Below are 26,601 nucleotides of genomic sequence, written 5' to 3'. Positions count from 1 at the left end.
CCTCCGGGGTTTCAAATACACCAAGGTTAAAGTGATTCCGGCTCGTTCCACATGCCGTCTTCTTTGATGATTTCTATCAATTTATCTACGGCTTTTTCAGAAGGCACGGATCGCTTCATTACTTCCTTGCCTTTGTAGAGGGTGATTTTTCCTTTTCCAGAACCTACATAGCCGTAATCAGCATCAGCCATTTCTCCCGGCCCATTTACGATACAACCCATGATGCCAATCTTCACACCCTTCAAGTGATCAGTTCGCTTACGGATCATAGCTGTAGTTTCTTGAAGATCAAATAAAGTTCTACCACAGGAAGGACAGGAAATGTATTCTGTTTTGGACATCCGCGTTCTTGCTGCCTGCAAGACCCCAAAGCCTACAGAATTATGAAGCTTAATCTGCGCTAGCACTTCCTCCCGGGTATGCTCGTGCTCCTTTTCCAAGGAAATAAATATCCCATCGCCCAAGCCATCGATCAACAATCCCCCTACGTCCGTTGCGGCGTAAAGCATCGTTTCATCCTGAGTTTGATCCGGATAACTCACTTTCACGATCACTGGAATCTCCGACTTTGCCTCAAGCAAACTCACAAAAGCTCGTCGCATGGCCGGCATGGCATGTTTGTTTTCAGTCTTGAGGATTAATACAGTGTCTTTTCGTCCTGTAATAAGCGAGATGGCTTTAGTAATCTCAAGATCACTAACTTCAAGGAAATTCAGTTCGGAATGAAATTTTTCAGATGTAGAAAAACTCACCAGATCGAACAAAGGAAATTTGTTTTGCTGATCTTCACCTGCCGTCCAAACAGCAGCATCTTGGATTTCCTTCATGCCATTTGGAAGCATAAAAGGAATAGGATTCGCTCCTGAATACACAAAGTCACATCCCTGATCATTCATTTTCCACTTGTCCAATTCCGGCAAATAAAAGTGGCCGACTGACTTCATTTCCTTCTCGGTGATATTTTGAATCTTGGAAATATCTGTAATCACCCGGGGCACATTGTGATCTCCAAAGTTATAAACCTCTTTACTGTGACGCTTGAAATGCTCGTATGGATTGACTGGATAAGTCTCAATAGATTTTATCTCCGCATGTCCTGAACGATGAGCGTAGCGGTCAATCAACGCTTTCGCAACTGGCGCTTCAAACTCTGGATCTTCAGTTAAAGAAACACGAACTGTATCTCCAAGCCCATCTTCCAGTAAAGTTCCGATTCCAACTGCCGACTTAATCCTACCGTCTTCTGCTTCCCCAGCTTCCGTCACTCCAAGGTGCAAAGGATAAGGTTTGAAACCGCCTTCATCTAACTTCTGAACCAGCATCCGATAAGCCTGAACCATTACTTGAGTATTGGAAGACTTCATCGAGATAACGATGTCGTGGTAATTTTCATCCTCACAAATCCTCAAAAACTCAAGTGCTGACTCCACCATTCCCAGCGGGGTGTCGCCATATCTACTCATGATTCGGTCAGAAAGAGAACCGTGATTGGTTCCGATTCGCATCGCCGTTCCGTGTTCTTTACAGATTTTCACCAAAGGCAAAAACCGCTCACGAATCCTATCCAACTCATCCTGATAGGTCGCATCTGTGTATTCAATTACTTCAAATTTCTTCTTGTCCGCATAATTCCCCGGGTTCACGCGCACTTTTTCCACAATCCTAGCAGCTACTTCAGCCGCATTGGGTGTAAAGTGAATATCCGCAACCAAGGGTGTTTTATAACCTCTTTTGCGAAGCCCATCTTTAATGTGGCGTAAGTTCTCTGCTTCTTTAATACTTGGAGCAGTGATTCTGACCAATTCACAACCCGCCTCTATCATCCGAATACTTTGCTCTATGGAGCCTTCAGTATCCATGGTATCGACCGTGGTCATGGACTGCACCACGATGGGATTGTCACCACCGATGATGACATCTCCGATCCTAACCGGGATAGTTTTTCTCCTCGAATAACGCGTCAAGCTATCGCAGTAAAGTTGATCTAATGATTTGATAATGTGCTCCATGTGGGTTATATATCTCCTAATTGAGGTCGGATTACTAGTTCTTCAACAACAGACTGAGGCGAAAGGTTATAAGCAGCCCAAACTGACTCGGCTACATCGCTCGCTTTCATAAAACGTTCGATCGGCAAATCCACACCTTCCCAGCTCGACGTATAAGTCGCTCCTGCGAGGATGGAAGTCACTTTGATCTGATGCGGTTTTAATTCTTCACGCAGACATTTAGTCATGCCCAACATCGCCCATTTGGAAACGGCATAAGTCCCGCCGTTTGGATAGGCTGTCAATCCAGCCACTGAACCCATCGTAAAAATATGTCCGGATTTCTTCGCAATCATTTCATTAACAAAACCACGGGTCAGGTAATAAGCCGAATACAAATTGGTTTGCATCATCAGTTCAAAATTCCCTTCTGGCTCATCATGAATTGCCCCCGGGAGAAAAACACCGGTGTTATTTACCAATACATCTGGAATTCCAACTGCTTTGACCTGATCAACAAACTTGCTCACTTCTTCCTTTTTGGAAAGGTCAGCCTGAATCGCAAGGATGTTGATGGAAGGGTAGTTGCTTTGCAAAAAAGCCTCCAGTTCAGCCAAGTCTTCCTTATTCCTGGCACAGGTAAAGACATCAAAACCTTCTCCCGCAAAGCGCTCAACAATCGCTCTTCCTATTCCTTTGGTGCCTCCGGTGACGAGGATACTTTTGCTCATTTGATTCGTAGTTTAATAGTTAGTATGACAACTATTTAGCTTGGGCAAAGTTACACGTTTTTATCAAAATAGAGCGGAAACTTGCATTCTCCCCACGTGAACTATCCTATCCAAACCCTGAGAATTTCGACCTTCATATACCAGGTTCAACTGAAGACCCTCCCCTATTTTTTGCAGCCAATTCACATTCCAAGTCACGTTGGTTCCAGGCGTCAAGGCCTGTAACATTTCGTAGCCTACCGGCGAATTGACCACGCCGTTGTAGTCGATCTGAATCAATTTGACAGTGGAGGTAAGTGTTGTTTTCACGGCGCGGGAAAATCGGAGATCTAAGCCCAATTGATTTAGCAGGGCTTTTTCCTTAAACTCAATGTTAGCGGTATTCACTTTTCCAGTAAAAGAATAAGTGGCAGAAGTCCTGAAATAAGGTGTGGGTTGCCATGAAAACTCAGGGCCGATTTGTTTGTGGGAGATAGTATAATTCCTGTTATCCAAGAAATCTGAAGCTGAAGTCCGATTGCCTGTTCCAGCAATAATCCTTAAAGTAGTCTGTCCAGAAAAATTATAGCGTGTATTCAACTTCCAGTCCTTTTGAATTAAATCCTCAAAACCTCCGGAGAGCAACTGCTTATATTGGGAATCAAAATAAGATAGGTCAAACCCATAGTTGGCAGAAGCCCGATTGAAGAAAAAACTGGAACGAATCACCTGTCGAAGCGACAAAATATCCTCCCGGTTGATCCCTCCAACAAAGGGATTGATCCGATCTAGGAAGTCGTCCGAAGTCACTTTTTTCTCCACACTTAGGCTAGTGGTATTAGAAAAACGATGCAGAAATGCCCGCAAGCCTCCGCTATCCTTCCACGTTTCAGGGAATTTCGCCTGTAGCCTATAATTCAAAATACTCGTGTAGGCCTGAGTATAAGTGTCTGTTGGTACAAAAATCTTAATGTATTCCTTTTCCTCCGGGTTGATTGCGATATAGAATTCATTGAGTTGCTGCACTCCATCGCCGTTGTCGTCTCTCCAGGTATGCGTCCCGTCACCATTAGGAGCTGGTAAAAAGACAAATTCCCGCTGTAGCTCTCGCCCATTTCCGATAGCATAGGATATTTCATTTCTGAGTAGATTTTTCCCCAAACTCCCCTGATAATCCAGCTTGCCCATTACGGTGAGTTCTGAAGGTAGATCACGTTGCAAATATTCAATCTCTCGATAGGTGAAAGTGCTGCTGAGACTATGCTGAGTCCATTGCTTGCGAAAGGTGAAATTGGATGTAAAAGCTCGGGTGTCGTCAAGTAATTTACCTGCAAAAGGAGCCTTGTCTTCACGCCAGGCAGCGTCAGCGAGAAAAGAATAGCTCAGCGTGTCATTGCTTCGCAAATAGACCAAATGTTGTTGAAAATTCATGGCTGTGCTCAAGACAGAGTCTGTCTCTGCGCTTTTTAGCGCATTTCTATCAACTGAAAATTGATACCCCGGAACGAAAATTTTTGAAGTATAACTCACATCTCCCAAGTAGCGAATCCAGTCTGAATTGAGGGAATCCTGCTTGGAGTTCAGGCGAAAAAACTCCTGTTTCAACCTGATTTTATCTCCCAGCTGAAGATTCCAATTGGCAGCATGCTGCATTCCATTCAGTACATTTTGCCTATTTCGGAGGTGAAAAAGGTAATCAAATCGATTAAGCGCATCTTTTTCAAAACCAATCCCTGCTCTAAAGAATTGCTCTGCTGCTGCATTTTCGAGTGCTTGCTGACTCAAACCCCAATCCCGATCAAACTCGATGTAGCGGAAACGATCAATAAAATTGAAATTGGTCGAATTGTATTCGTATTCCGTCTGACCCTTCATGATATAGCCTTTGAAAAGAGAAGATTCTCGACCTTCAGATTGCAAGCCAACTTTCACCCCCACCCCTTGATTATCATCATCGTCCAACTCAGAAAAGAGATTCTGATCTTGGGAAGAAAGCGCAAATTCCGTGTAAACTTTCTCGTGTTCATTCAGCTTAATCCTAGTTCCCGCAGTCACCATACGCTTGCTATCGGGTAGCGGGAGTTGGGACAAAATGGAATAATCTCCCTGGGCCTGTCCGTTCAGTCTTGGAACATATTCATAGACCGTTCCATTTGACAACTGACTAGAACGGCGATAATCTCCCCGTCCAGCTCCGACTTGAGAGAAGCCCAATTCGTAATGAGCAGTCAAAGGGTTGGTGGAATAGGCATAGTAAACTAAATCATTCCCCTGCTCATCCGTCTCGGTGATTTTCTCATACAAAATCCTGTTCTGATCAAAGGCCACGCTGTCAATCCTTGGAATCCTCGCCAACTCAGCACTATCGCCCACGGAAGCCATGAGCCCCAATTCTTGCTGGTTAAAATCTGTGAAAAGTGGTCGGTTTCTATTGTCCTTCTCTTGGTAATAATTCATATAAAAATCCACCTTCCCATTGGTTTGACTATGATTTGCTCCAATGATGGATCGGGAATAGTTCCTCTCGGCATACTCGAAATCCACCCGCACGCGTGAATATTGAGTAATCAGCACTTTGGGAGTAAAGGTGATTTCTGCCTGATTGTAATCGATCACATAATCCTCATTAAATCCACGCTTGAGCTGTTTCCCATCCAGAAATACACGTTCAGAATTGGCCATGATGATCACAAATCGCTCATTATTCGGACCACTTACGCGATATGGGCCCAGCACTCCTTCCAAAATCGGAAGTTGAATAGAAGCGAATTTCCCTTTGGCTATCGAGGCAAAAACTTGAGAACTAGCTGTCCACATATCGCTCATTTTGTAATTGGAAGTAAACTGAAGACCCTGTACATTTTTGTAGTAGCGGAGAAACTCAGACTGACGTTGCTGAAGAACCACATCACCGGCAGTAAGGCTAAAGTCATCGTTATACAACTCAATCAACACATTATCAAAGTCCTGAATTTGCTGCGTATTTCCTTCGGGTTGAAAGGGCACATTTTGATCGGTGATGCTTGCACGGATTTTTAGTTTCTCAGCTATATCACCTTCCAGCTGAAGATTGAGTGCAGAGTTCACGAAGACATTCTGCGTATTTCCAAAAGAAATGCCGCGGGTGAGACTTCCTGATTTGTATAGATTGGTGGTAGGAAAAAGCTCCTCGCGGAAGTCAAAGGCTGGCAATTCTGCCATTCTAGTATCCTTGAATCGAGCCGTAGAATCATATTCTTCCAAGAGCGTCCTCCGGGCAATCGGCTGATCAAATCGGATAGTAAAAGTCTGATAGCAAAGTAAAACTGAATCAGGCTTGGCGCCGGATTGAAAGATAACTTGTAGCGTATTCGAGCTTAGCTCGTAGTTAAATCCGTAGATTTTCCCGCTTTCATCCGAAACCTTAATCGTCTCTTCAAGCAGTGAAAGTGAGTCGGGGACGGTTGGAAGGGTGAAGGTTTCGGAGTTCACCCATCGGCATTTCTCTTGGGCTTCTACAGAAGTAAATCCCCCAAGTAATGAAACCCAGAAAAGTAGCCAAACGCGCATGCTCAGTCCGAAATGCCTTTTGATTTTGAAGGTACTAAAAAGATGATTTATCCTATCAATGGAAAGGTAAGATAGAAGGTAGTCCCTTTGCCCAGTTCAGTTTCAAACCAGATTTTGCCGCCAGCCGTTTCTACTCCGCTTTTTGCGATAGCTAGCCCCAAGCCTGAGCCGGTAGATTTGGTGGAAAAGTTTGGGATGAAAATCTTGTCTTTGAGATCTTCAGAGATCCCTTTTCCATTATCTGAAATCTCTAAGAAAACCGCCTGATCTGTCATCCAGAGCCATATTTTTATCACTGGCTTCACGCCTGGCTCTACTGCTTGCACTCCGTTTATGATCAGGTTGGAGATCACCCTTCCGAAAAGCTTATCGTCTCCCATGATCGGTATGTCATTCGTGAAGGAATCATCCTGAAAGATTAACTTCATCTGCTGATCACCACTGAATAGCTCCAAGACTTTATTCAACACGGATTTGAAGTTCATCAATTCGTTATTCGGAAGTGGCATTTTTGCAAAAGTGGAAAAAGAGGATGCAATTCCACTCAGTGCATCTACCTGATGGATTAAGGTTTCTAGGGATCTTTTCAGCTTCTCTGCGTCGTCTAATCTTCCCGCATCCTGAAGTCTGATCAGATGCTGCAAGGTGAGTTTCATCGGCGTCAGGGGATTCTTAATCTCATGTGCGACTTGCTTTGCCATCTCACGCCAAGCAGATTCTTTCTCGGTGGAAGCGAGCACTTTTTTAGAGTTTTCCAGCTTAAAAAGCATGTTATTATACTCGTTCACCAAAAGGCCAATTTCATCTTTGGAACCCCAATACATGGGTTCGTTATCTTCCAGATTGGTAGCTTTTAGCTTTTGCGTCAGCAGTTTGAAAGGAAATGTAAGGTTGGTTGACACAAAATAGGAAACGAACAAAAAGAGGATGAAGATCACCACAAAAGCGTTGAAGATATTGCTTAAAACGTCAGCGATAAGTGTGTTGAGTTCTGCTTCCGACTCGAAAAACGGCACAGCCAAAATCCCTAGGTTTTCCTGAGTTGCTGTGGCAGGAATGGAAAGATAGACCGTTTTGTAGTTCAGTTTTCCGATTTGTTCCTCCGCTAAGTACTGGCTTTGACCCATTTCTTGGATCTCCGCAATCGCCTTTGGATTGATCAGAGGCGATAGGATTTTCTTATCAAATATATTAGGACGATTGGTCGATTCCAGTGTGCCTTCAGAGCTATAGACATGGATGTCACTTGCAGTGGTATTTGCCAGCTCATTGACCTCCTCGTTGAGCAGGTCTTTGTCCACATTTTCAGGTTTCTGGTTATTTAGAAAGCTACCAAGATTACCTCTGATCAGGGCGGCTTTTTGGATGTACTGACGATCTAGGTCATTTCTATAGCTATTTGCCAACAAACCAATCGTGATGATACTGATAATGAGGATAGGGAAGAAAAAGGCAAAATTGAGGTAAAGTTGAAGCTTGGTAGAATAGTTAAATTCAAACTTTTTGATCCCAGTGATGAGCGTATTGATCAAAATAGTCATGAAAGTCATGATCACGAAGAGGACGAAGAACAGAGAAATATTTCCCAAAAAATGAGCGACTGAGATGTTCCTCGAAGAAACAATGATCAATTCATCGCCATTTCTAATCCCGAAATGATGATAGCCACTTTGATGCACCCCATCCGTCAGCAAAGCCTGACGAGATAGAACCCGATCAAATTGTTTGTTTAGGTAATTGTAAGAACCTGAATTACGAATTAAATCCTTGTCCTTGAAAACGGCATAGTCATAAAGTACAGGATCAAGCTTATCGTTGTATTTTTTATCCAACAGCAATTTAGGATAGACGCTGGTAGGCTGTACACGTAGCTGTCTGAGCTCTAGAAAAACTGTCCCAAGTAAGGTCCCGTCCTTATTTAGGGGTACAAAAGCGATAAAGCGATTGCCTGTGTTAGACTCATTTGCTCTAATGAAATATAAATCCTTTACACTCGTAGCGTAATCACTTTTGATAAACTCCAGCTGGATATCCTTAAGATTTGGAGAGGCTGAATTCCCTAGTATTTGTTGACCGGAAGAGGAAAAAATACGCACCTGTACTTCAAATTGATCAAAGTAATTATCCAGGTAGATTCTTCTGATTTTGGTTTCTATAGGTTCTTTGGAGAAAAGTGGATCTGCTATTCTATTTTGAATGAACAAATCACTTTTGATACGAGTGAAGATTTCACCTAGAAAAAATTCCGTCATCACATCATTTTCGATGAGGTTTTGATTTGCAAATCGAGTTTTCGATTGGATCAATTCGCTTTTTTCAGCCTGAAAAATACTAATACCGCAGATAATCGCCGTAACCAGGCAGGCGAAGAAAAAAGTCAGAAATGTATCCAAGCCAAGTTTAAAGGCATTCTTGAATAATTCAAGTCGGATAATTGCCACCAAAAATCCTACATGTATAAGCCACACCATGCCTCCCCAAACCGTGAAAAAAAACAAAACCCCAGCTACTGGAATCCCGATGATGCTTAGCCACTTGTAGTAGCTTTTTTTGCGTGGATTGATTTCTAGTAGCAAACTAAACATAGTCAGCGACATCAAAACATAAACTGCTCCCCACAGAAATAGCATGAGGAAGCTTATACCCATAAACCAATCAAAAGACGGTATAGAACTAATGTCTAAGCCCCACTGTGAATTGAGCATGAGATCTCGAGGAAGCGACCAGACTAGATATACTCCAATGGAACTGACTATAAGCGAAAAAAAGAAAAATGATAAAAACTCATTGGGTGATTTCAAAACCCTAATCTTATCATGCATGATTTTAGATGCCAGTTGATAAATAACCATACCCAAAATCAATACAGCACAGAGGGTATTGATCAGCAAATCCCCCAAACTAGGGTTAAACCAAGAAGAAGCATAATTAGAGGAATTGAAGAGAGAAAGATTAAGATAGCTACTAGGAAAATCAAGCAGCAACATCATCAAACGGAATGCCCCCAAGACAAAAATAGCATACCCAATAGCTTGCCATCTTCTACCCTTTTTCCACTTACTCAACACAAAATCAGAACTCAAAAGGAAATAGAGTAGGAAAATAGAAGTAAAGAAAATCAAGATGGCGGGATTCACCAATCTCCCCGAAGGACTATAGCCGAAGAGGAAATTGATTCCGAAAAGTGGGATTCCCGCAGGATTAGTAACTACCGAGGATCCCTCCTCAGGATTGGTGAAAAGCTCAAACCGATCATTACCAAAGATCTCGGGATTGGGACCAGTAATCAGGCAATTATTCTCAATATTCCCTGGCCAAATCAAACGAAGCACATGAATCACCACATATTCAGCTCCATTCCTTTTGACCTTCCGGATCTTCAGCAGAAGCGTCCCGAAGGGATCTTCGAGAAGCTGATATTCTCTGGAAAGATCTACTTGAGAAAAATCTAAAGTCAGTGTGAAATCAGACCAGTACAGAAGTTCCTTTCCTGCATTGAGAATAAAGAAAGGGTGACGATGAACTGGTGTGCTTATTTGCCCAAAACTCAAAGAATCAGCTGGCCTGACATCCATAAGGATCTGAATAAAATCCTCATCAAATTCCTTGTCCACAGCTTGCACGCGATCCTGTAAAGCCATCAAAAAAGTATCCTGATCTTTTTTCTGGAAGAAAAAGAAATTCAGAATCAAGACAGCAAGAAGAGAGAAAATACTGATCAAGATGATCAGGCGGCGGGAATCGTGCTTCATTTAAGTGTAAAATAAAAAAAGCAAAGTCTTCGATCAAACTTTGCTCTTCTTATCCTTTATTGAAAGGTTATTTTGGACTTTCTTTTTTTAGCGTTTTTGTACCAAAAATAGCCTAGCGCCATAGCAATAAGATAGGGCATGACAAAAAGGTACATAATTCCAAGGTTCAGTCCAGCCGCAACACTCGTGTCACCGTTGGCCACATTATTCTCCACAGAAGCTCTACACATGGCGCACTGCGCAAAACTTGCTGTGTGTACCAGCAGTCCGAGCAGCGACAGAAATCCTATTTTTAAAACTTTTACCATACTGTTTCCTACGTCTTGTTAAGACCGCAGGTTTTTAATGTACATAATAAGGACTGATCATTAAATAAACTATCACACCAGTAACAGTCACATAAAGCCAGATTGGATACGCGAATTTAACAATTTTACGATGCTTCTCTCGCTGATCGGTTAATCCATAGTAATATGCAAAAAGAATAGGCAAAAGAGCGACGGCCGCCAAGACGATGTGAGAAAATAAAACGGCGAAGTAAACACTACGCACAAAGCCTTCCCCACCAAATGAAGTGCTTTCGGCAGCTGCATGATAGATCACATACGAAACCAGGAATATGGCTCCTAACCCAAAGGCAACAGTCATTGATGCTCGATGATATGCAATCTTCCCATTTTTAATAAACACAAGACCTGCAATCAACGCCAAAGTAGCAGCAGAATTGATCACGGCATTCAAGTGAGGCAGGAAATAAACCCACTCCACACCCAAATCAAGTTTGGCTGGCATAAAGATAAGTATCGCAACTACAACAGGAATTAGTACAGAAATAGCAATTATCCAGCCCTTCACTTTTCCCTCGTTTTTCAAATGACTAGTCTCTTTCGCTTGCATGCAACAATATTTTAGTCTCTAACATTAATAAATCGACATCCTCACGTGAGGTACCACTGTAATAGCCTCTAATTCTACCCAGTTCATCCACCAAGACAAATTTGTCACTATGAACAAAATCGTCTGGAATCCCTAGCCCGTCAACAGTTGGGATCATAAAGCCGCATTTGGCTAAGCTGTAAATCTGATCAACATCCCCCGTGAGAAAGTCCCATTTGCCAGCTAGGCCGTTGTGTTTCTGAGCGTATTTTTCAAGTATTTCTGGAGAATCATAGGTAGGATCTATGCTGATAGACATAATCTGAACCTTCTCATCATTCCGAAACATATCATTCACCCGTTCCATTTCAGAGGACATTTTGGGGCATATACTAGGACAGGAAGTAAAGAAAAAGTCAACTATGGTGATTTTCCCTTCCATATCATCTCTGCCTACCGTATTGCCCTTCTGATTTGTAAGAGAAAAATCTGGGATAAAATGCTGCGAACTGTCAGAGTTTCCACATTCAGCGAAAATACTATCCACTCCATTTTCGTAGTAAACAGGAATATCGTAAGTATTTCTACCAAAGCCTTTCAAGAACAGAAAGATCAAGATTGGAACCAATAGAATGCAGACTAAAACAAAACCCTGCAAAATTCTTAAACTTCTCATACCAATGTTTTAACAAAAAAAGAAGGTCGAAGTTTTCAAACTTCAACCTTCTTTGAAAATAAATAAGATTAAGCTGAGACTAAAACCATCTTAAATCGAATATATCTGCTCCTTCTTTCACAAGAACGATAATGAGCCAGAAAAGAAAGATGATAGGGACCAAAATAGAATAGATCAATGGCTTCACTTCGTCACCTAAGTGCATGAATTCCATGATGATGTATTTAGCCTTCCATACAGTCAATGCCATAAATAACACATAAAGCAAAATACCACGAGGCAAGGTGAAGGCCATCACGAATTCAGCAGCAGTAATTAGCAACAGAATAAGCGCTGTCTTCCAAATTTTCTTAATCTTATCGGTGTTTCTAGGTACCACCGATAGTGTAGATTTATTTTCTTGAATTTCCATAATTCTAATTATTACAGGTTAGATCAGATAGAATAAAGTAAATACAAAGACCCATACTAGATCTACAAAGTGCCAATACAAACCTACTTTTTCAACCATTTCATAATGGCCTCTTCTATCGTAAACCCCAACGGCTGCTTGGTAAAAGACCATGAATAAAAGGATAACTCCTATGGTCACGTGAAAGCCGTGGAATCCTGTAATGAAGAAAAAGAGATTAGCAAAGGAAGCTGGCCCATATTCGTTCACAAGCAGATTTGCGCCATAAACTGTTTCAGTTACATTTTGGCTAAGTCCATTGATGAAATTCATCACTGATCCTGTTTCGGTGCCATGAATAAAGTGATTCCACTCCCACGCTTGACAGCTCAAAAAAGTAACACCACCAAGCAAAGTCCAAAGCATCCATTTCACCACATCGTTTCTGTCATTACGATGTCCTGCTTCTACGGCAAGTACCATGGTAACAGAACTAGCAATCAAAATGAAGGTCATCAAACCTACGAAAACAAGCGGAAGGTGAACACCATGCACTAAAGGAATAGCATCAAATACCAATTCAGGTATTGGCCAATATTCATTTGATCCAACAAATTCAGTCGCTGGACCGGCATAAGCAGGATAGCTTACCCGAATAGCGATATAGGTGATCAAAAAAGCAGCAAATGTAAAGATATCCGAAAGGAGGAAAAACCACATCATGAGTTTTCCATAGCTAGCTTTGAGAGGTTCGTTACCACCTCCCCAAACGCCTCTTTTCGAACTTACTCCTATAGCAGTAGAATGCGCAGACATAAGAAATTGATTTGTACTTGGTTAATTTTAATGATTCAAAAGCAAAAACATAAATAGATATAACCACAATGCAGCGAGAAAATGCCAAAATGTAGTTGCCATTTCAAGCGTGTCTAACGACTTGGAATGCACTTTATATCTGAATGTCGAAATTAATACAATAATCAGAAATATCACACCGCTGATTAAGTGAACAGCATGTAATCCTGTGAAAACATAGAGAAATGATCCAGAGGGATTGCCTACGAAAAAGACATTTTCGTCAACCAGCGCTACCCAGCTGAACCATTGACTGACCAAGAAGCCTAACCCGAATAGGACCGCTAATGATATGCCTATTCGTAAACCAAGTAGATTATCTTTTTTCGCAGAGACATAGGCAAATTGAAGGAATACGCTACTGATTATCACGATAGCAGAAGAGAACCAAAAGATAGATGGCAACTCATATTCTAGCCAATTACCTTCAGACTGTCTAACGATATAGGCACTGGTTAGACCAGCAAAAACCATGACTATGGTCACTAAGAACAGCCAAAGCCCAAATTTCTTAGGATGCATAGCAATTGGCTGCTCTACCATATCGACGTATTTTATTTCTTTTTCCATCGTTAAGGTAGTTTATCTAGCAGGTAAGCGATTTGTACTATTGGCAAATACAAGAATGAACCAAACATGATTCTAAGAGCAGATTTACGAGAACAGTCTTTCATTAATGAGAAAGTCTGAGCCAGAAATAAAACTCCACAAATTGTGGCTACTATTCCGGAAGTCATCCCGGTGAGTCCAAAATATGTTGGGAGTAAACCGAGTGGTAGTAAGAACAAGGTATAAATCATGATTTGAATAGCAGTATTCAGATCTTTTCCACCACCGCTAGGAAGCAATTTGAATCCCGCAGCTTTATAATCTTCATCACCTACCCAAGCAATCGCCCAGAAGTGAGGGAATTGCCAAATAAATTGAATTCCAAATATGATCAACGCTTCATGAGTAATAGAACCTGTTGCCGCTGTCCATCCTAAAAGCGGAGGCAGAGCTCCAGGTATTGCACCCACAAATACGGCAATCGGACCTACTCGTTTTAAGGGTGTGTAAACAAAAACATACAACACCATACTTAATATCCCCAACCAGGTAGTCAAGGGGTTAGTGAAGTACCAAAGTAAGCCTACTCCCACTATGGCAACTATGGAAGTCACCCATAAGGCTTCTTGTAAAGAAATCAATTTTAAAGGCAGAGGACGGTTTTGGGTACGCTTCATGAGCTTATCCAAATCACGCTCTAAGATTTCATTTGCAGCACAGGATGCACCGCTGATTAAGAATCCTCCTAATGCTAATCCCAGGAAACCTGCCCAACCGAAACTAACTCCTCTATCGCCAAGTATATATCCAAATACTGCGGAGAAAGTAACCAAAGCAGAAAGTCTCAACTTAATCAATTCAGAGTAAGCTTTAACCTTACTTATCACAAGGCTACTAATATGGTCAGTTACTTCAACTGTCCTCATGATCAATTTGTATTTAATCGAAACTGAATGTTTTCTCTGATTTCTAGTAGCAAGAGCACTTGAACACCTATAATCAAAGTACCAAATAAGAGATGAATAGGCTGAAGAAATGCAGGGATACCAAAGTATGCCATTGCCACTCCAGTAGCTATTTCAAATAGGATCAGAATCATCAGAATCTGAGACCAAAGATTCACATGCGATCTTCTCAGCGTGTACTTGAAAGCCCAAAAGAAGTACAACACATGAATCCCGACTAGAACAAGTGAGAAGGAACGGTGAATGAGAAAGGTAAGCCCTATTCTGCCTATCCACTCATCTCTGAGCATATTTCCTAGGGCAGATGAGATAATATCAATTTGCTCTCGGACTTGGGTTCCAAGTACAATCTGAACAAGCATTAAGAACGTACCTACAGCTAATACCAGTTCTATTCTTCTAGGGATATCCATCTTTACACCTTTACTTTGAATCAGTCTGCCAGATCTATGATATACATAAATCAAAAGCGAAACCAAAAGTAAAGCAAGTAACATATGGAAGGTGATCATCCAATGAAGCAGATTTGTCGAGACTACAATAGAGCCTATCCATCCTATAAATATCACCAACACAAGGTTGAAAACAGATAGAATAGGAATCAAACGATCATACTTACCTAGAGGAAATGATTTCCATACCGTAAGGACGATCAATAAACCAATGACCACACCAGCCAAGCGATTCAGATATTCAATCCAGGTTTTAACTGGGTTAAATTCTTCTTCAACAAGAATTGATTTGTCGTTTGCTATCTCGTTAGCTTTTCCCGTGAATCCAAGTTTTTCAAGTGTAGCCACAAACCTTTCGTTTTTGGCTATTCTTTTATTTAGATAAATCTCTTGGTAGTCAGGGGGAAGTTGATCTACACTAGTGGGGGGAACAAAACTACCAAAGCATTTCGGCCAATCAGGGCAGCCCATTCCGGAACCAGTGCTTCTTACAATTCCACCAATAAGAATTAGTAAATAAACAGCTATCACCGTAATTACACTTATCCGGCGAAAGCTGTTTAAATGACTATTAGTGCTTCTCTGCATTTGCGAACAAGACTTCCTCCTCTTCCTTCATAATCTCTAACTCTAACTTAACCAACTCTTGCTCATGTGGAAGATTTGATTCAGGGGTTGCGGACAAAGGAACCGTTTGTGGAATAAAGTCTTCTTCAGCACCTGGCTTCGAATAATCATATGGCCATCTGTACACTGCAGGAATTTCACCAGGCCAGTTTCCATGACCAGGTTCAATAGGCGTAGTCCACTCAAGTGTATTTGATCTCCAAGGGTTCATAGTAGCTTTTCTACCTCTATACATAGAGTAGAAGAAGTTGAACAAGAAGATAAATTGTCCTGCGAAGGTGATAATTGCAGCCACTGACACAAACATATTTAAATCAGTGTACATATTGGCAAACTCAAAGCTTGTCCAGCTATAGTATCTTCTAGGGAAACCCGCGATACCAATGTAGTGCATTGGGAAAAAGACCAAGTAAACACCAACAAATGAAAGCCAGAAGTGAATATAGCCCAACTTGGCATCCATCATTCTTCCAAACATCTTAGGGAACCAGTGGTAAACACCCGCTACCATACCGAAGAAGGAGGCAGCGCCCATTACAAGGTGAAAATGAGCTACAACAAAGTAAGTATCGTGCAATTGAATATCAATAGCGGAATTACCTAAGAAAATACCTGTCAATCCACCAGAAATAAAGAATGAAACTAGACCAATCGAGAACAGCATAGCTGGAGTGAAGATCAAATTCCCTCTCCATAAAGTGGTGAGGTAGTTAAATACCTTCACAGCAGAAGGAATAGCAATGATCAGGGTCAAGAACATAAAGATCGATCCTAGGAATGGATTCATCCCTGATACGAACATATGATGAGCCCATACCACAAAAGAAAGGACGGTAATACCAAGCAAAGAAATAATCATCGCTTTGTAACCAAAGATTGGTTTTCTCGAGTTAGTGGAGATTACCTCTGAAGTGATACCCAAAGCAGGAAGTAATACTATGTACACCTCAGGGTGACCTAAGAACCAAAACAAATGCTGGTAAAGTACTGGACTACCACCTGTATTTGGAAGAGCCTCACCGCCAATATAAATATCAGAAAGGTAAAATGACGTGCCAAAGCTTCTGTCAAATACCAATAACAACGCTGCTGCGAATAGAACCGGGAAGGACAAAAGTCCAATAACAGCTGTCAAGAAGAAAGCCCAAATAGTCAAAGGTAGTTTGGAGAATGACATCCCCTTCGTCCTCAAGTTAATTACTGTAGTAATGTAATTGATACCTCCCATCAGTGAGGACGCGATAAAGAAGGTCATCGCAACTAACCATAAAGTCATTCCTAGACCTGAACCTGGAATTGCCTGCTCCAAAGCAGATAGCGGCGGATAAACTACCCAACCACCGGCGGCAGGACCTGTTTTAAGAAAGAGAGAGATAAACATGATCACCCCAGAAAGGAAGAACAGCCAATAAGAAAGCATGTTCATAAATCCAGAAGCCATATCTCTTGCTCCAATCTGAAGCGGGATCAAGAAGTTAGAGAATGTACCACTCAAGCCTGCCGTCAATACAAAGAATACCATGATGGTACCGTGCATCGTCACTAAGGCCAAATAGAACGTAGGATCTAACTTACCTGCTTCATCTATCCATCCACCTAGAATAGGGCGAAGGAAAGACATATCCATGTCCGGAAAACCTAATTGTAATCTAAACAGGATGGAAAGGAATCCCCCAATCAGAGCCCAAAACATACCTGTAACCAGGTATTGCTTTGCGATCATCTTATGATCTTGGGAGAAAATATATTTTGTTACAAAATTATCATGGTGCTCATGGTCGTGATGATCGTGTGCTGCGTCATGATTTGCGACAGATGCTGTTGACATAATCTATAATTTTGTTAGTTACTTTTCGCTTAATTGAACTTCTGCAACTTCTTTGACCTCAACTGAACTACCTGCTGCTAATGCGGGATTCATTTGAATAAAAGACTTTTGTTCTGCATACCACTTTTGATATTCAGCTGGCTCTACTACTTCGATGATTTTTCTCATAGAGAAATGACCACGTCCGCAAATTTCTGTACAAGCAATCTCGTAATTGAACTCTGGATTTCCTGTCTCTTCTCTCATCTCCGCAGTAGTCTTGGTAGGTACAAACCAGAAACGAGTTGGCATACCTGGAACCGCATCCATCTTCAATCTCATATGCGGAGCAAATACTGAGTGGAGTACATCTCTCGCTCTGATTTTGAATAATACAGGCTCTCCTTTAGGAATCACTACTACAGGCGAAGGAAAGTCATCAACAGAATTCTTATCTGCGAAGTCAATCCCATGGGCATTAGTGGCAGTAATCATTCGATAATCATAGTCTCCGAGTACGTTGTCTTTACCCGCATATCTGATGTCCCATTGAAACTGTGACCCCATGATTTCCACTATATGCGCATTCTCAGGGGCGGGAGCAGTGATGTCTGACCAGGCCATCCATCCCGATATCACCAAACCTGCAAGTACGACACCAGGAACGGCTGTCCAAATTACCTCAAGCTTATTATTGTGTGGATAAAACGAAGCTTTTCTGTCTTCCTTATACTGGTATTTATAAGGGAAAATGAACAACAAAACATGCGTGATTAGGAATACAATACCAGTCACGGCCATCGTCACCCAAAACAACTGATCTGTTACCACACCGTGTTCAGATGCAACTGGCAAATCATAGTTGTCAAATTCCTTTATAGAATACCAAAACAATAAAATGCTTGATCCTATTAAGAAAACCACAAACAACATTGCGTTAATCTTATTACTCCCTGAAGCGATCTTTTTATCAGATCCTTTTACAACAGAGACCAACGTTTGGATTCGATACACCATCCAGATGATGGAAAATATCAATAGAACCCCTACTCCAATCAGAAATCCGTACATACCTTAATTATTTCGGCTATTATTAAATATGATGATGATAGCTTTCCTCAAGCATTGGGTGGTTTTTAGGAACCAAGTTCCCTTTAGCCAATCCTGAAAGAACCACAAATGTAAATGCTGCTCCATAAACCAAGAACATACCTACTTCTATTAACCCAACGCCACCGTTATGACCTAGTGTACCAGGCTGAACCATTAAGAAGAAATCAACCCAATGTCCTGCTACGATCATGGCGCAAACTAATTTCAAGAACACTCCGTGTCTCTTAGAATCTCTTGTCATTAGTAACAAGAAAGGAAGCACAAAGTTCATGGCTAAGTTCACAAAAATATAAGGACCATAAATATCACTTGATAGTCTCTCTACGAAGTAAACGGACTCTTCTGGGATGTTGGCATAATAGATCAACAAGAACTGAGAAAACCATAAGTAAGTCCAGAAGATGGTAAACCCAAAGATAAACTTACCTAAGTCATGGACATGATTTTCGTTTACCATCTCAAGTAATCCTCTTCCCTTTAGGAACATTACAAGTAAAGTAATAGCTGACAAGCCAGCTACAAACCAAGAGGAGAATACATACCATCCAAACAAGGTAGAGAACCAGTGCGTGTCTATGGACATTACCCAATCCCAAGCTGCTATAGAGGAAGATACTGCGAAGAAAATCAAGAAAAAAGCTGACCAAGTTCTGATTTTATACCAAGAGGTTGTACCGCCTATAAGGTCTTCATTGTAGGTAAGCGATTGCAATTTTTTGAAGAAAAACACCCAAAACCCAAAGAATAGTACCATTCTAAGAATGTAAAATATTGGGAAGGTTCCCTTTTCCATAGGCCAGTAAAAGAAAGCTCCTTTACCATCAATGATGCTATCGTATTCTGGAGAAGACTTATCAAATAAATAAGCATGCGTCCAGTGAAACAAATCATGGTTCGCGATAAAGAAAGTAACTATCATTAGTACTCCTGCGATTGGCAGCCAGTTACCCAATGAAAGCATAACTCTAACGATGGCGGAAGACCAACCAGCTTGCGCTGCATATTGTATTGCAAAGAAGAATACTCCAATGATAGCTATACCAGTGAAATAAACATTGTTGATCCAAAGGTTAGCGTAAAGGCGTTCATACCAATGAAATGCATGCCCTTCAGCTTCAGCCACTTCGTGATGGCCACCCCCAAACATTGCCATTACAATACCAATGATGAGTAATACTGCCCCAATCCCTAAAACCGTAAATACGCTTTTTTTGGTCGCAGCTGTAAAATCAAATTTTTGATCCAGATTATAGTGTTGTACGTCGTGAGCCATAATTAATTAGCTGGAGTTTCTACTGGTGTTACATCTTGGTCAACTGATTCTGCTACAGCATTATCAGCATTTTGACCTCCTTGGAGATCTTGCTTCACATAGTGAACAATTTTCCATCTATTCTCAGGAGTGATCTGAGAACCGTGAGCTCCCATTCTTCCTTTGCCTTTAGTGATTACATGGTAGATATGACCTTCTGAAAGACCAAGATACGCCCCACCTTTGAGGTTGGCTACACCACCGATAATATTACCCACAGTACCGTCACCTTCACCACCTGCTCCGTGACATGGAGTACAATAAAGTTGATACAATCTTTTTCCTTCAATCAAAACTTCATCGTTTAGTTGAACAGGGTTCTTAACAGTGGAAGCTTCTTCTACTTCAAAAGCTTTATACCGATGTGGCAGGTAACCATTTTTATTTCTAGGAACAGTATTGGCAACCGGCTCACGCATATTCATGTTGTGAGGATTGTTAATGTTACTGTTAAAATATTCGCCTTTACCATCTTCTCTTGTGGAGATTAGGTCGCCTTTTGTTTCAGAATCGGTAATTTGAGTCAAAGGCTCATAAGCTACCGAATGATACATTTGAGGGGCAAACTCTAAGCCTTGATCCTCTCCTCCAGCTCCACAGCTTACAAGGACAAGCCCGGCTGCGGTAATCCCTAAAATACCTAGTGTTTTAGCAATCTTCATAGTTCCAGATTTACTAGTCAAAACTTTTTTTATTTACCTCTGATGCTCCAGAAGATTTCAAAATCTCTTCAATTTTAGCCAATTCAATAGCTGAATTATTCGCTATATCTATTGCCATCACATGCTTATCGTCGGTAATTCTCAAATCGAAAATCCTAGGCTGTGCCCAAGGCTTGAGATCTGTACTTACCATGAATACGCCTACCATACCGAATGAAGCCAATAAAACTGTCAATTCGAAAGTAACTGGGATAAAGTCAGGAAAAGCCCCGAAATCTTTACCACCTATAATCATTGGCCAATCAAATGCCATCATGTAAAACTGCATGGTCAATGCCAAGGTAGTACCCAGTAACCCAAACAGGAATGCTGCGATTGGCAACTTGCTTCGCTTATAACCTAGGTAATCATCTATCCCGTGAACTGGGTAAGGTGAATAGACCTCATGGATCTTGATGCCTGAGGATCTTACTTGCTTTATAGCTTGAAGTAAAACATCCTCATCTTCAAAAACTCCAGTAACAAAATGTGTATCTCTTTCCATGATTATTTATGCACTTTATCAGATGAAGATTTCAATACCGACTTCACTTCAGCCATGTTGATTACCGGGAAGAACTTGGCAAACAAGAAGAACAAAGTGAAGAACAAACCAAAGGTGAATAGGTAAATACCTATATCAGACAAGGTAGGATAGAACATCGCCCATGAGGACGGTAGGTAATCTCTGTGTAGGGAGGTTACGATAATTACAAATCTTTCGAACCACATACCGATGTTTACCACGATAGACAAAGCGAAAGTTGCTACGATGGAAGTACGGATTTTTTTGAACCAGAATAACTGAGGAGATATCACGTTACAAGTCATCATTGACCAGTATGCCCACCAGTAAGGTCCAGTAGCACGGTTGATAAAAGCATATTGCTCAGCCTCTACTCCTGAGTACCATGCGATGAAGAATTCAGTGATGTAAGCAATACCTACTATAGACCCCGTAATGATAATTACTATGTTCATCAATTCGATGTGTCCTATGGTAATGTAATCCTCCAGATTGTAAACTTTCCGAGTGACAATCATCAAGGTCAATACCATGGCAAAACCAGAGAAAATCGCACCTGCCACAAAGTATGGAGGGAAGATAGTCGTATGCCATCCAGGGATTACAGATGTTGCAAAGTCCATGGACACAATCGTGTGTACAGAAAGTACAAGTGGTGTAGCAAGACCTGCAAGGATCAAAGAAACTGACTCGTATCTGCTCCAAGATTTCGCAGCGCCATCCCATCCAAATGAAAGCGCTCCGTAAATAACTTTTCTGAGACCAGTGGCTCTATCTCTAATAGTGGCGAAATCAGGAATCAAACCAATGTACCAGAATACTAGTGATACGGAGAAGTAAGTCGAGATCGCAAATACGTCCCACAAAAGTGGAGAATTAAAGTTTACCCAAAGTGATCCGAAAACGTTTGGAAGAGGAAGTGCCCAGTAAGCTCCAAGCCATGGACGCCCCATGTGAAGTACCGGGAACATCGCTGCACAAATAACTGCGAAAATGGTCATCGCTTCAGCAGCTCTGTTAATGGATGTTCTCCACTTCTGTCTGAAAAGCAATAATACTGCGGAGATAAGAGTACCGGCGTGACCAATACCTACCCACCAAACGAAGTTGGTAATATCCCAAGCCCAGCCTACGGTTTTATTTAGGCCCCACATACCAATTCCTTCCCAGAGAGTGGCAATAACGGCTATGGATCCTAAAGCTAAAACACCGGCAGAGGTAAGGAAAGCTAGAAACCATCTGATATTTGGTTTTGCTTCTACATGGCGTGCCACATCATTTGTGACGTCATGGTAGGATTTACCCCCGGTAACTAACGGATCGCGTACGGATGAAGTAACCTGCATAGTTTAATAAATTTTGATTACGCTTCGTTTAAGTCTTTATTTCTGATTTTGGTAAAGTACCAAACGTTTGGACTCACGTTGATCTCTTCCAATACATGGTATGCTCTTTCCTCATTCACTTCCTTCAATGCTGAAGTAGAATTCTCTTTGATTTTAAGAAGTTGAGAAACCTTAGAATTCGAATCATTCATGTCTCCGAATACCAAAGCATCTGTAGGACAAGCTACAGCACACGCTACATTTATGTCTCCATCCTTCACTTTACGCTTCTCACGCTTAGCCTCAAGCTTACCTGCTTGAATTCTCTGAACACACATAGAGCATTTTTCCATCACACCACGTGCACGCACGGTAACATCTGGATTTAGGACCATTTTACCCAAATCATCGTTCTGAGCAATATTAACTCCTGCGAAGTCTTTGTTGTCGTGGTATTTGAACCAGTTGAATCGACGTACTTTATACGGACAGTTGTTTGCACAATATCTTGTACCAATACATCTGTTGTAAGTCATCTGATTCAATCCTTCAGAAGAGTGGGTAGTAGCTGCTACAGGACAAACAGTCTCACAAGGAGCGTTGTTGCACTGCTGACACATCATTGGTTGGAATGTAACCTCTGGATTCTGAGATGCGACTTCCATTGCACTCAAATCGTCAGCAGGGGCATCGGAGGAATAGTAGCGATCAATTCTGATCCAAGCCATTTCTCTTCTATTCAATACTTCCTGCTTACCTACTACGGCCACATTGTTTTCAACCTGACAAGCAATAGAACATGCTGAGCAACCGATACAGGAATTCATGTCAATAGCTAAGCCCCAGTGATGCTGAGAATATTGGTGCCCTGACCAAAGAGAAATCTTAGAAGGTTTTACAAACTCACCATCTTTATAAATCTGTGGATGATATCTTCCTGCGGAAGCATCCTTTTTGTATTCGCTCAAAACAGACTCTTGGATGACGTTTTCACGTCCCATGAATGTCTGGTGAGTTTGAGTACGAGCTATTCTGTAAGAATCACCAGTAGCAGAGACATCTACTCCAGTGGTTATATCAAAATTCACAAAACCTTTGGAAACATCCAGCAATTCGTAAGCGTTAACCCCTACTCCATTAGCCACCCGGCCAGCTTTTGTTCTACCGTAACCCACTGCCAAACCAAAAGTACCTTCGGCCTGACCTGGTTGAATTAAAATAGGAACGATTAATGATTTACCATTTACTGAGATCGAAGCCTTACTAGTTTCTCCTTCATTCATAGTCACACCGTTATCGGAAGCCCATTTTTGAGAAACAGTCAGGTAGTTATCCCAAGTTGCCTTAGAGATAGGATCTGACATTTCTTGAAGCCAAGGGTTATTTGCATAGGTTCCGTTACCGATACCTACTTTAGTGTAAACAACCAATTCCGCAGTAGCATTGTCAGCAGAGTAAGATTTCGCCACAGCAGCGGCAGCAGCGCTTACTTCGCCCACTGGAGCTAAAGCTGGAGCAGTAGAGCTGATCGCTAAGACACCATTATAAAGTGTTTGATCCCAAAACTCCTGGAACGTTCCACCAGTTTCTACCTGAGTGAAGACATCACCCTGCCAGTTATTCTGAAGGAAATCGTAATAAGAAGTAGAATCACCAGCCCAAACCAAAAAGGACTCTTGAGCTTGCCTAGTATCAAAAAGTGGTGTAATTGTAGGCTGTGCCAAGGAGAAGTGGCCTTTTTTAGGCTCAAAGTCATTCCAAGACTCCAAGAAGTGATGGTCAGGAGCGATTATTTGTACCAAAGAAGAAGTTTCATCTAAAGTGCCATTGGTTGCTACTGATACTTTTGCTTTTGAAATACCAGCTGCAATTTCTGCACCTCTTGCGAAATCATACACAGGATTACAGTTGTAGAAAATAACTCCCCCAACTCTGCCAGCATTCAAATCAGTCACAAACTGATTCATTTTAGCATCATCTCCTTTTCTATAGTAGGCAGGATTTGCGAAATCTACTGTAGTCCCATTGCTACCAAGCAATTCATTGATTGCATTGATTACCACTTGAACATTAGGATCGTTTGATCCAGAAATAACTAAAGAAGCGCCTTTGCTGGCCCAAAGATCAGCAGCAGCTTTTTCCAAGTGAGCAATTTCAACTGCCGGAGCAGATACAGTAGCTGCCCCAGCTTTTTTCGCTAATGCATTGTAAAGGGCAAGTACCGCCAAACCGCTTTGAGAAGCTCTGATAGGCGTTCTGTAATCAGCGTTTGCTCCTGCTAGAGATAGTGTAGATTCAAACTGATAATGTCTGGACATTTCAGGTTTTTCCTTGCTGATTTTTCTTGTTTGAGCGTATTGACGAGCAAATTCAATTGGTGAAATCCATGATCCTAAGAAGTCAGCTCCGAAGGAGACAATTGTTTTTGCTTTGTCAAATGAATAAGAAGGAAGGACTGAAGTACCATAATAGATCTCAGAAGCCTTAGTAATACCATAATTAGAAAGTGGATCATACATGATCACTTCTACATTACCATTGGCATCAGCAAACTGCTGGATAGCGCGCATGGTGGATGGAGAGATAATCGTATTTGCGATCACTTTGACTGCTCCAGCTGAAGCCAAGGCCGATTTTGCCTGTGCATCTACCGTTTTCCAATCGGATGGTTGGCCACCACTATATGGAACTGCTAATCTTTCTTTATCATATAAAGAGAGTACAGAAGCCTCTACGATAGCATTTACTTTTCCTTTGTTGATAGGAGAAAGATCGTTTCCGTCGATTTTAATCGGACGGCCTTCTCTAGTTTTTACGACAATAGAAGCATAATCGCCTCCAGTAGCGTAAGTAGAGGCATAATAGTTAGGAATAGATGGGTTGATATCAACCGGTTTATTCACATAAGGAATCATCTTTCTGACTGGAGCTTCACAGGCTGCCAAAGAAGCTGCTGCTAAGCTGAATCCCATTACTTTCAGAAAATCTCTTCTGGAAGAACCGCCGTCTTCGTTTAGTACGGATGGAAGTTCAGGAAATTCACCTTGGGAGTTTTTGACAAACTCGGGGTCGTTGCTCAACTGCTCAAGCCCTTTCCAGTACGTTTTTTTATTTTCCTTCATTTTATGATATAAGAATGAATTTGCGAAAAGAATAATGAATTAATAGTGACACTTAGCGCACTCCAAACCACCGATGTCTTTGACTTTCAAAGCATCTTTGGAATCTGAATGAACCTGCACCAACTTATCATAGTAAGCATTGCCTTCGGTGGTAATCTCAGTCTGTCTGTGACAGTCGATACACCAGCCCATGGTAAGCGAACTATGCTGTCCGACTACTTCCATTTCTTGTATAGGTCCATGGCAAGTCTGACATTCTACCTCACCTACCACTACGTGCTGTGAGTGATTGAAATAAGCCAGATCAGGTAGGTTGTGAACTCTTACCCACTCAATTGGCTGATTATTATCTACTGCATCGTAGATTTTCTGAATTTCTGGGGACACACCTTCTTTGCCTTGTACATTTTGGACATGCGTATGGCAATTCATACAGATGTTTGCAGAAGGAATATTTGCTGACTTACCGATCTCCACACCCGTATGGCAATACTGACATTCGATTTCTAATGTACCAGCGTGCAAAGCGTGAGAGTAGGCTATTGGCTGAGTAGGAGCATATCCCTGCTGAACACCTACAGAGTAAAGTCCATCAAGCGCAGTCTTGGCCACCAAAGCAACAACAAGAGCAGTTACGATGACTATGAACATATCGCTTTTAAATACCTTACCAACATTCGTTTTTTGGTTAACAAACTCTTGATCATCTTCATCAAGATCTTGCTTAGAGAGGTATTTGGTCAATACGGAAATGATCAATCCCAAGACAACAAGGATCAGAAGAAGAACTACGACCAATACACCCAGAATAATAGTTAGGTACTCGTTAGGTATTCCACCTCCTGCTGCTACAGCACCTCCCTCTGCACCTTCGGTAGCTGCCGCTGCCGCTGGATCTACTTTATCACCATATTCAACATAGGAGAGTAGGTTATTGAGGTCATCATCAGAGAGGAACTCATGCGCCGGCATGGCAAGATTGTTATACTCCTTATACAGCGCATTGTAATAGGCATCTCCGGATGCAATTACTACTGCAGGATTTTTTATAAACTTTTTGACATTCTCAAAAGGCGACCGGTCTGTTGCGCCTCTAAGAGCAGGACCTACCAACTTCTGATCTAATCTGTGACAAGTTTTGCAATTCGTGTTGAAAAGAGCCTTCCCCGCGGCCACTGCTTCTTCGCTGTCGCTCACTGCAGGATCTGCGGCAAACGCCTGCATTCCTATCAGCATAAAAAACAGCATTGCCAGCGTATGGAAATTCAATCGAACCCCTACTAACGAGCGTTTAGATAACATATT

20 protein-coding genes are annotated in these 26,601 nt (G+C 41.6%); all 20 read right to left on the bottom strand.

From position 1 onward, the window contains the following. Positions 1-26: 26 nt before the first annotated feature. The 20 genes from ispG to ABJH64_RS05645 all read right to left on the bottom strand — a co-directional run bounded on the left by ispG (position 27) and on the right by ABJH64_RS05645 (position 26,598). Positions 27-2,009: a (E)-4-hydroxy-3-methylbut-2-enyl-diphosphate synthase gene (gene ispG / locus ABJH64_RS05740; protein WP_348276971.1), complete on the bottom strand. Its 1,983-nt coding sequence runs from the start codon at positions 2,007-2,009 to the stop codon at positions 27-29. 5 nt (positions 2,010-2,014) lie between these two features. Then, complete coding sequence (locus tag ABJH64_RS05735) at positions 2,015-2,719, bottom strand: SDR family oxidoreductase (protein ID WP_348276970.1); 705 nt, start codon at positions 2,717-2,719, stop codon at positions 2,015-2,017. 63 nt (positions 2,720-2,782) lie between these two features. After that, the gene (locus tag ABJH64_RS05730; protein ID WP_348276969.1) at positions 2,783-6,247 is read right to left on the bottom strand and encodes a hypothetical protein; all 3,465 of its coding nucleotides are present in this window, start codon (positions 6,245-6,247) and stop codon (positions 2,783-2,785) included. Between the two features lie 47 nt (positions 6,248-6,294). Beyond that, complete coding sequence (locus ABJH64_RS05725; protein ID WP_348276968.1) at positions 6,295-9,999, bottom strand: HAMP domain-containing sensor histidine kinase; 3,705 nt, start codon at positions 9,997-9,999, stop codon at positions 6,295-6,297. Positions 10,000-10,055: 56 nt separating this feature from the next. Continuing rightward, entirely contained in the window at positions 10,056-10,307 is a 252-nt protein-coding gene (locus ABJH64_RS05720) for a hypothetical protein (RefSeq protein ID WP_348276967.1), read from the bottom strand. A 34-nt stretch (positions 10,308-10,341) separates the two neighbouring features. Then, positions 10,342-10,896, bottom strand: a complete 555-nt coding sequence (locus tag ABJH64_RS05715) for a DUF420 domain-containing protein (RefSeq protein WP_348276966.1) — start codon at positions 10,894-10,896, stop codon at positions 10,342-10,344. Further along, a complete protein-coding gene (locus tag ABJH64_RS05710) occupies positions 10,877-11,551 on the bottom strand; it encodes an SCO family protein (protein ID WP_348276965.1) in 675 nt (224 codons plus the stop codon). Before ABJH64_RS05710 ends, ABJH64_RS05715 begins: the two co-directional genes overlap by 20 nt. Before the next feature lie 79 nt (positions 11,552-11,630). Continuing rightward, positions 11,631-11,963, bottom strand: a complete 333-nt coding sequence (locus ABJH64_RS05705; RefSeq protein WP_348276964.1) for a cytochrome C oxidase subunit IV family protein — start codon at positions 11,961-11,963, stop codon at positions 11,631-11,633. 18 nt (positions 11,964-11,981) lie between these two features. Further along, positions 11,982-12,758, bottom strand: a complete 777-nt coding sequence (locus ABJH64_RS05700; protein WP_348276963.1) for a cytochrome c oxidase subunit 3 — start codon at positions 12,756-12,758, stop codon at positions 11,982-11,984. Between the two features lie 27 nt (positions 12,759-12,785). Further along, positions 12,786-13,367, bottom strand: a complete 582-nt coding sequence (locus ABJH64_RS05695) for a cytochrome c oxidase subunit 3 (RefSeq protein ID WP_348276962.1) — start codon at positions 13,365-13,367, stop codon at positions 12,786-12,788. Between the two features lie 2 nt (positions 13,368-13,369). Further along, on the bottom strand, positions 13,370-14,272 hold the full coding sequence (gene cyoE, locus ABJH64_RS05690) for a heme o synthase (RefSeq protein WP_348276961.1): 903 nt from the start codon (positions 14,270-14,272) through the stop codon (positions 13,370-13,372). A gap of 2 nt (positions 14,273-14,274) precedes the next feature. After that, the gene (locus ABJH64_RS05685) at positions 14,275-15,351 is read right to left on the bottom strand and encodes a COX15/CtaA family protein (protein ID WP_348276960.1); all 1,077 of its coding nucleotides are present in this window, start codon (positions 15,349-15,351) and stop codon (positions 14,275-14,277) included. Then, entirely contained in the window at positions 15,335-17,218 is a 1,884-nt protein-coding gene (locus ABJH64_RS05680; protein ID WP_348276959.1) for a cbb3-type cytochrome c oxidase subunit I, read from the bottom strand. Before ABJH64_RS05680 ends, ABJH64_RS05685 begins: the two co-directional genes overlap by 17 nt. Before the next feature lie 18 nt (positions 17,219-17,236). Continuing rightward, entirely contained in the window at positions 17,237-18,268 is a 1,032-nt protein-coding gene (locus ABJH64_RS05675; protein ID WP_348276958.1) for a cytochrome c oxidase subunit II, read from the bottom strand. 22 nt (positions 18,269-18,290) lie between these two features. After that, on the bottom strand, positions 18,291-19,583 hold the full coding sequence (locus ABJH64_RS05670) for a quinol:cytochrome C oxidoreductase (RefSeq protein ID WP_348276957.1): 1,293 nt from the start codon (positions 19,581-19,583) through the stop codon (positions 18,291-18,293). A gap of 2 nt (positions 19,584-19,585) precedes the next feature. Beyond that, complete coding sequence (locus ABJH64_RS05665) at positions 19,586-20,284, bottom strand: cytochrome c (RefSeq protein WP_348276956.1); 699 nt, start codon at positions 20,282-20,284, stop codon at positions 19,586-19,588. A gap of 13 nt (positions 20,285-20,297) precedes the next feature. Then, the gene (locus ABJH64_RS05660) at positions 20,298-20,828 is read right to left on the bottom strand and encodes a DUF3341 domain-containing protein (RefSeq protein ID WP_348276955.1); all 531 of its coding nucleotides are present in this window, start codon (positions 20,826-20,828) and stop codon (positions 20,298-20,300) included. Positions 20,829-20,830: 2 nt separating this feature from the next. Continuing rightward, complete coding sequence (nrfD, locus tag ABJH64_RS05655; RefSeq protein ID WP_348276954.1) at positions 20,831-22,195, bottom strand: NrfD/PsrC family molybdoenzyme membrane anchor subunit; 1,365 nt, start codon at positions 22,193-22,195, stop codon at positions 20,831-20,833. Positions 22,196-22,212: 17 nt separating this feature from the next. Further along, the gene (locus ABJH64_RS05650; protein ID WP_348276953.1) at positions 22,213-25,296 is read right to left on the bottom strand and encodes a TAT-variant-translocated molybdopterin oxidoreductase; all 3,084 of its coding nucleotides are present in this window, start codon (positions 25,294-25,296) and stop codon (positions 22,213-22,215) included. Between the two features lie 39 nt (positions 25,297-25,335). Further along, a complete protein-coding gene (locus ABJH64_RS05645; protein WP_348276952.1) occupies positions 25,336-26,598 on the bottom strand; it encodes a c-type cytochrome in 1,263 nt (420 codons plus the stop codon). Positions 26,599-26,601 lie beyond the last annotated feature (3 nt).

This window comes from Algoriphagus sp. (assembly GCF_039969895.1).
Classification (GTDB): domain Bacteria; phylum Bacteroidota; class Bacteroidia; order Cytophagales; family Cyclobacteriaceae; genus Algoriphagus.
The sequence above is the reverse complement of the archived record's forward strand: the minus strand, read 5'-3'. Positions and strand labels throughout refer to the sequence as shown.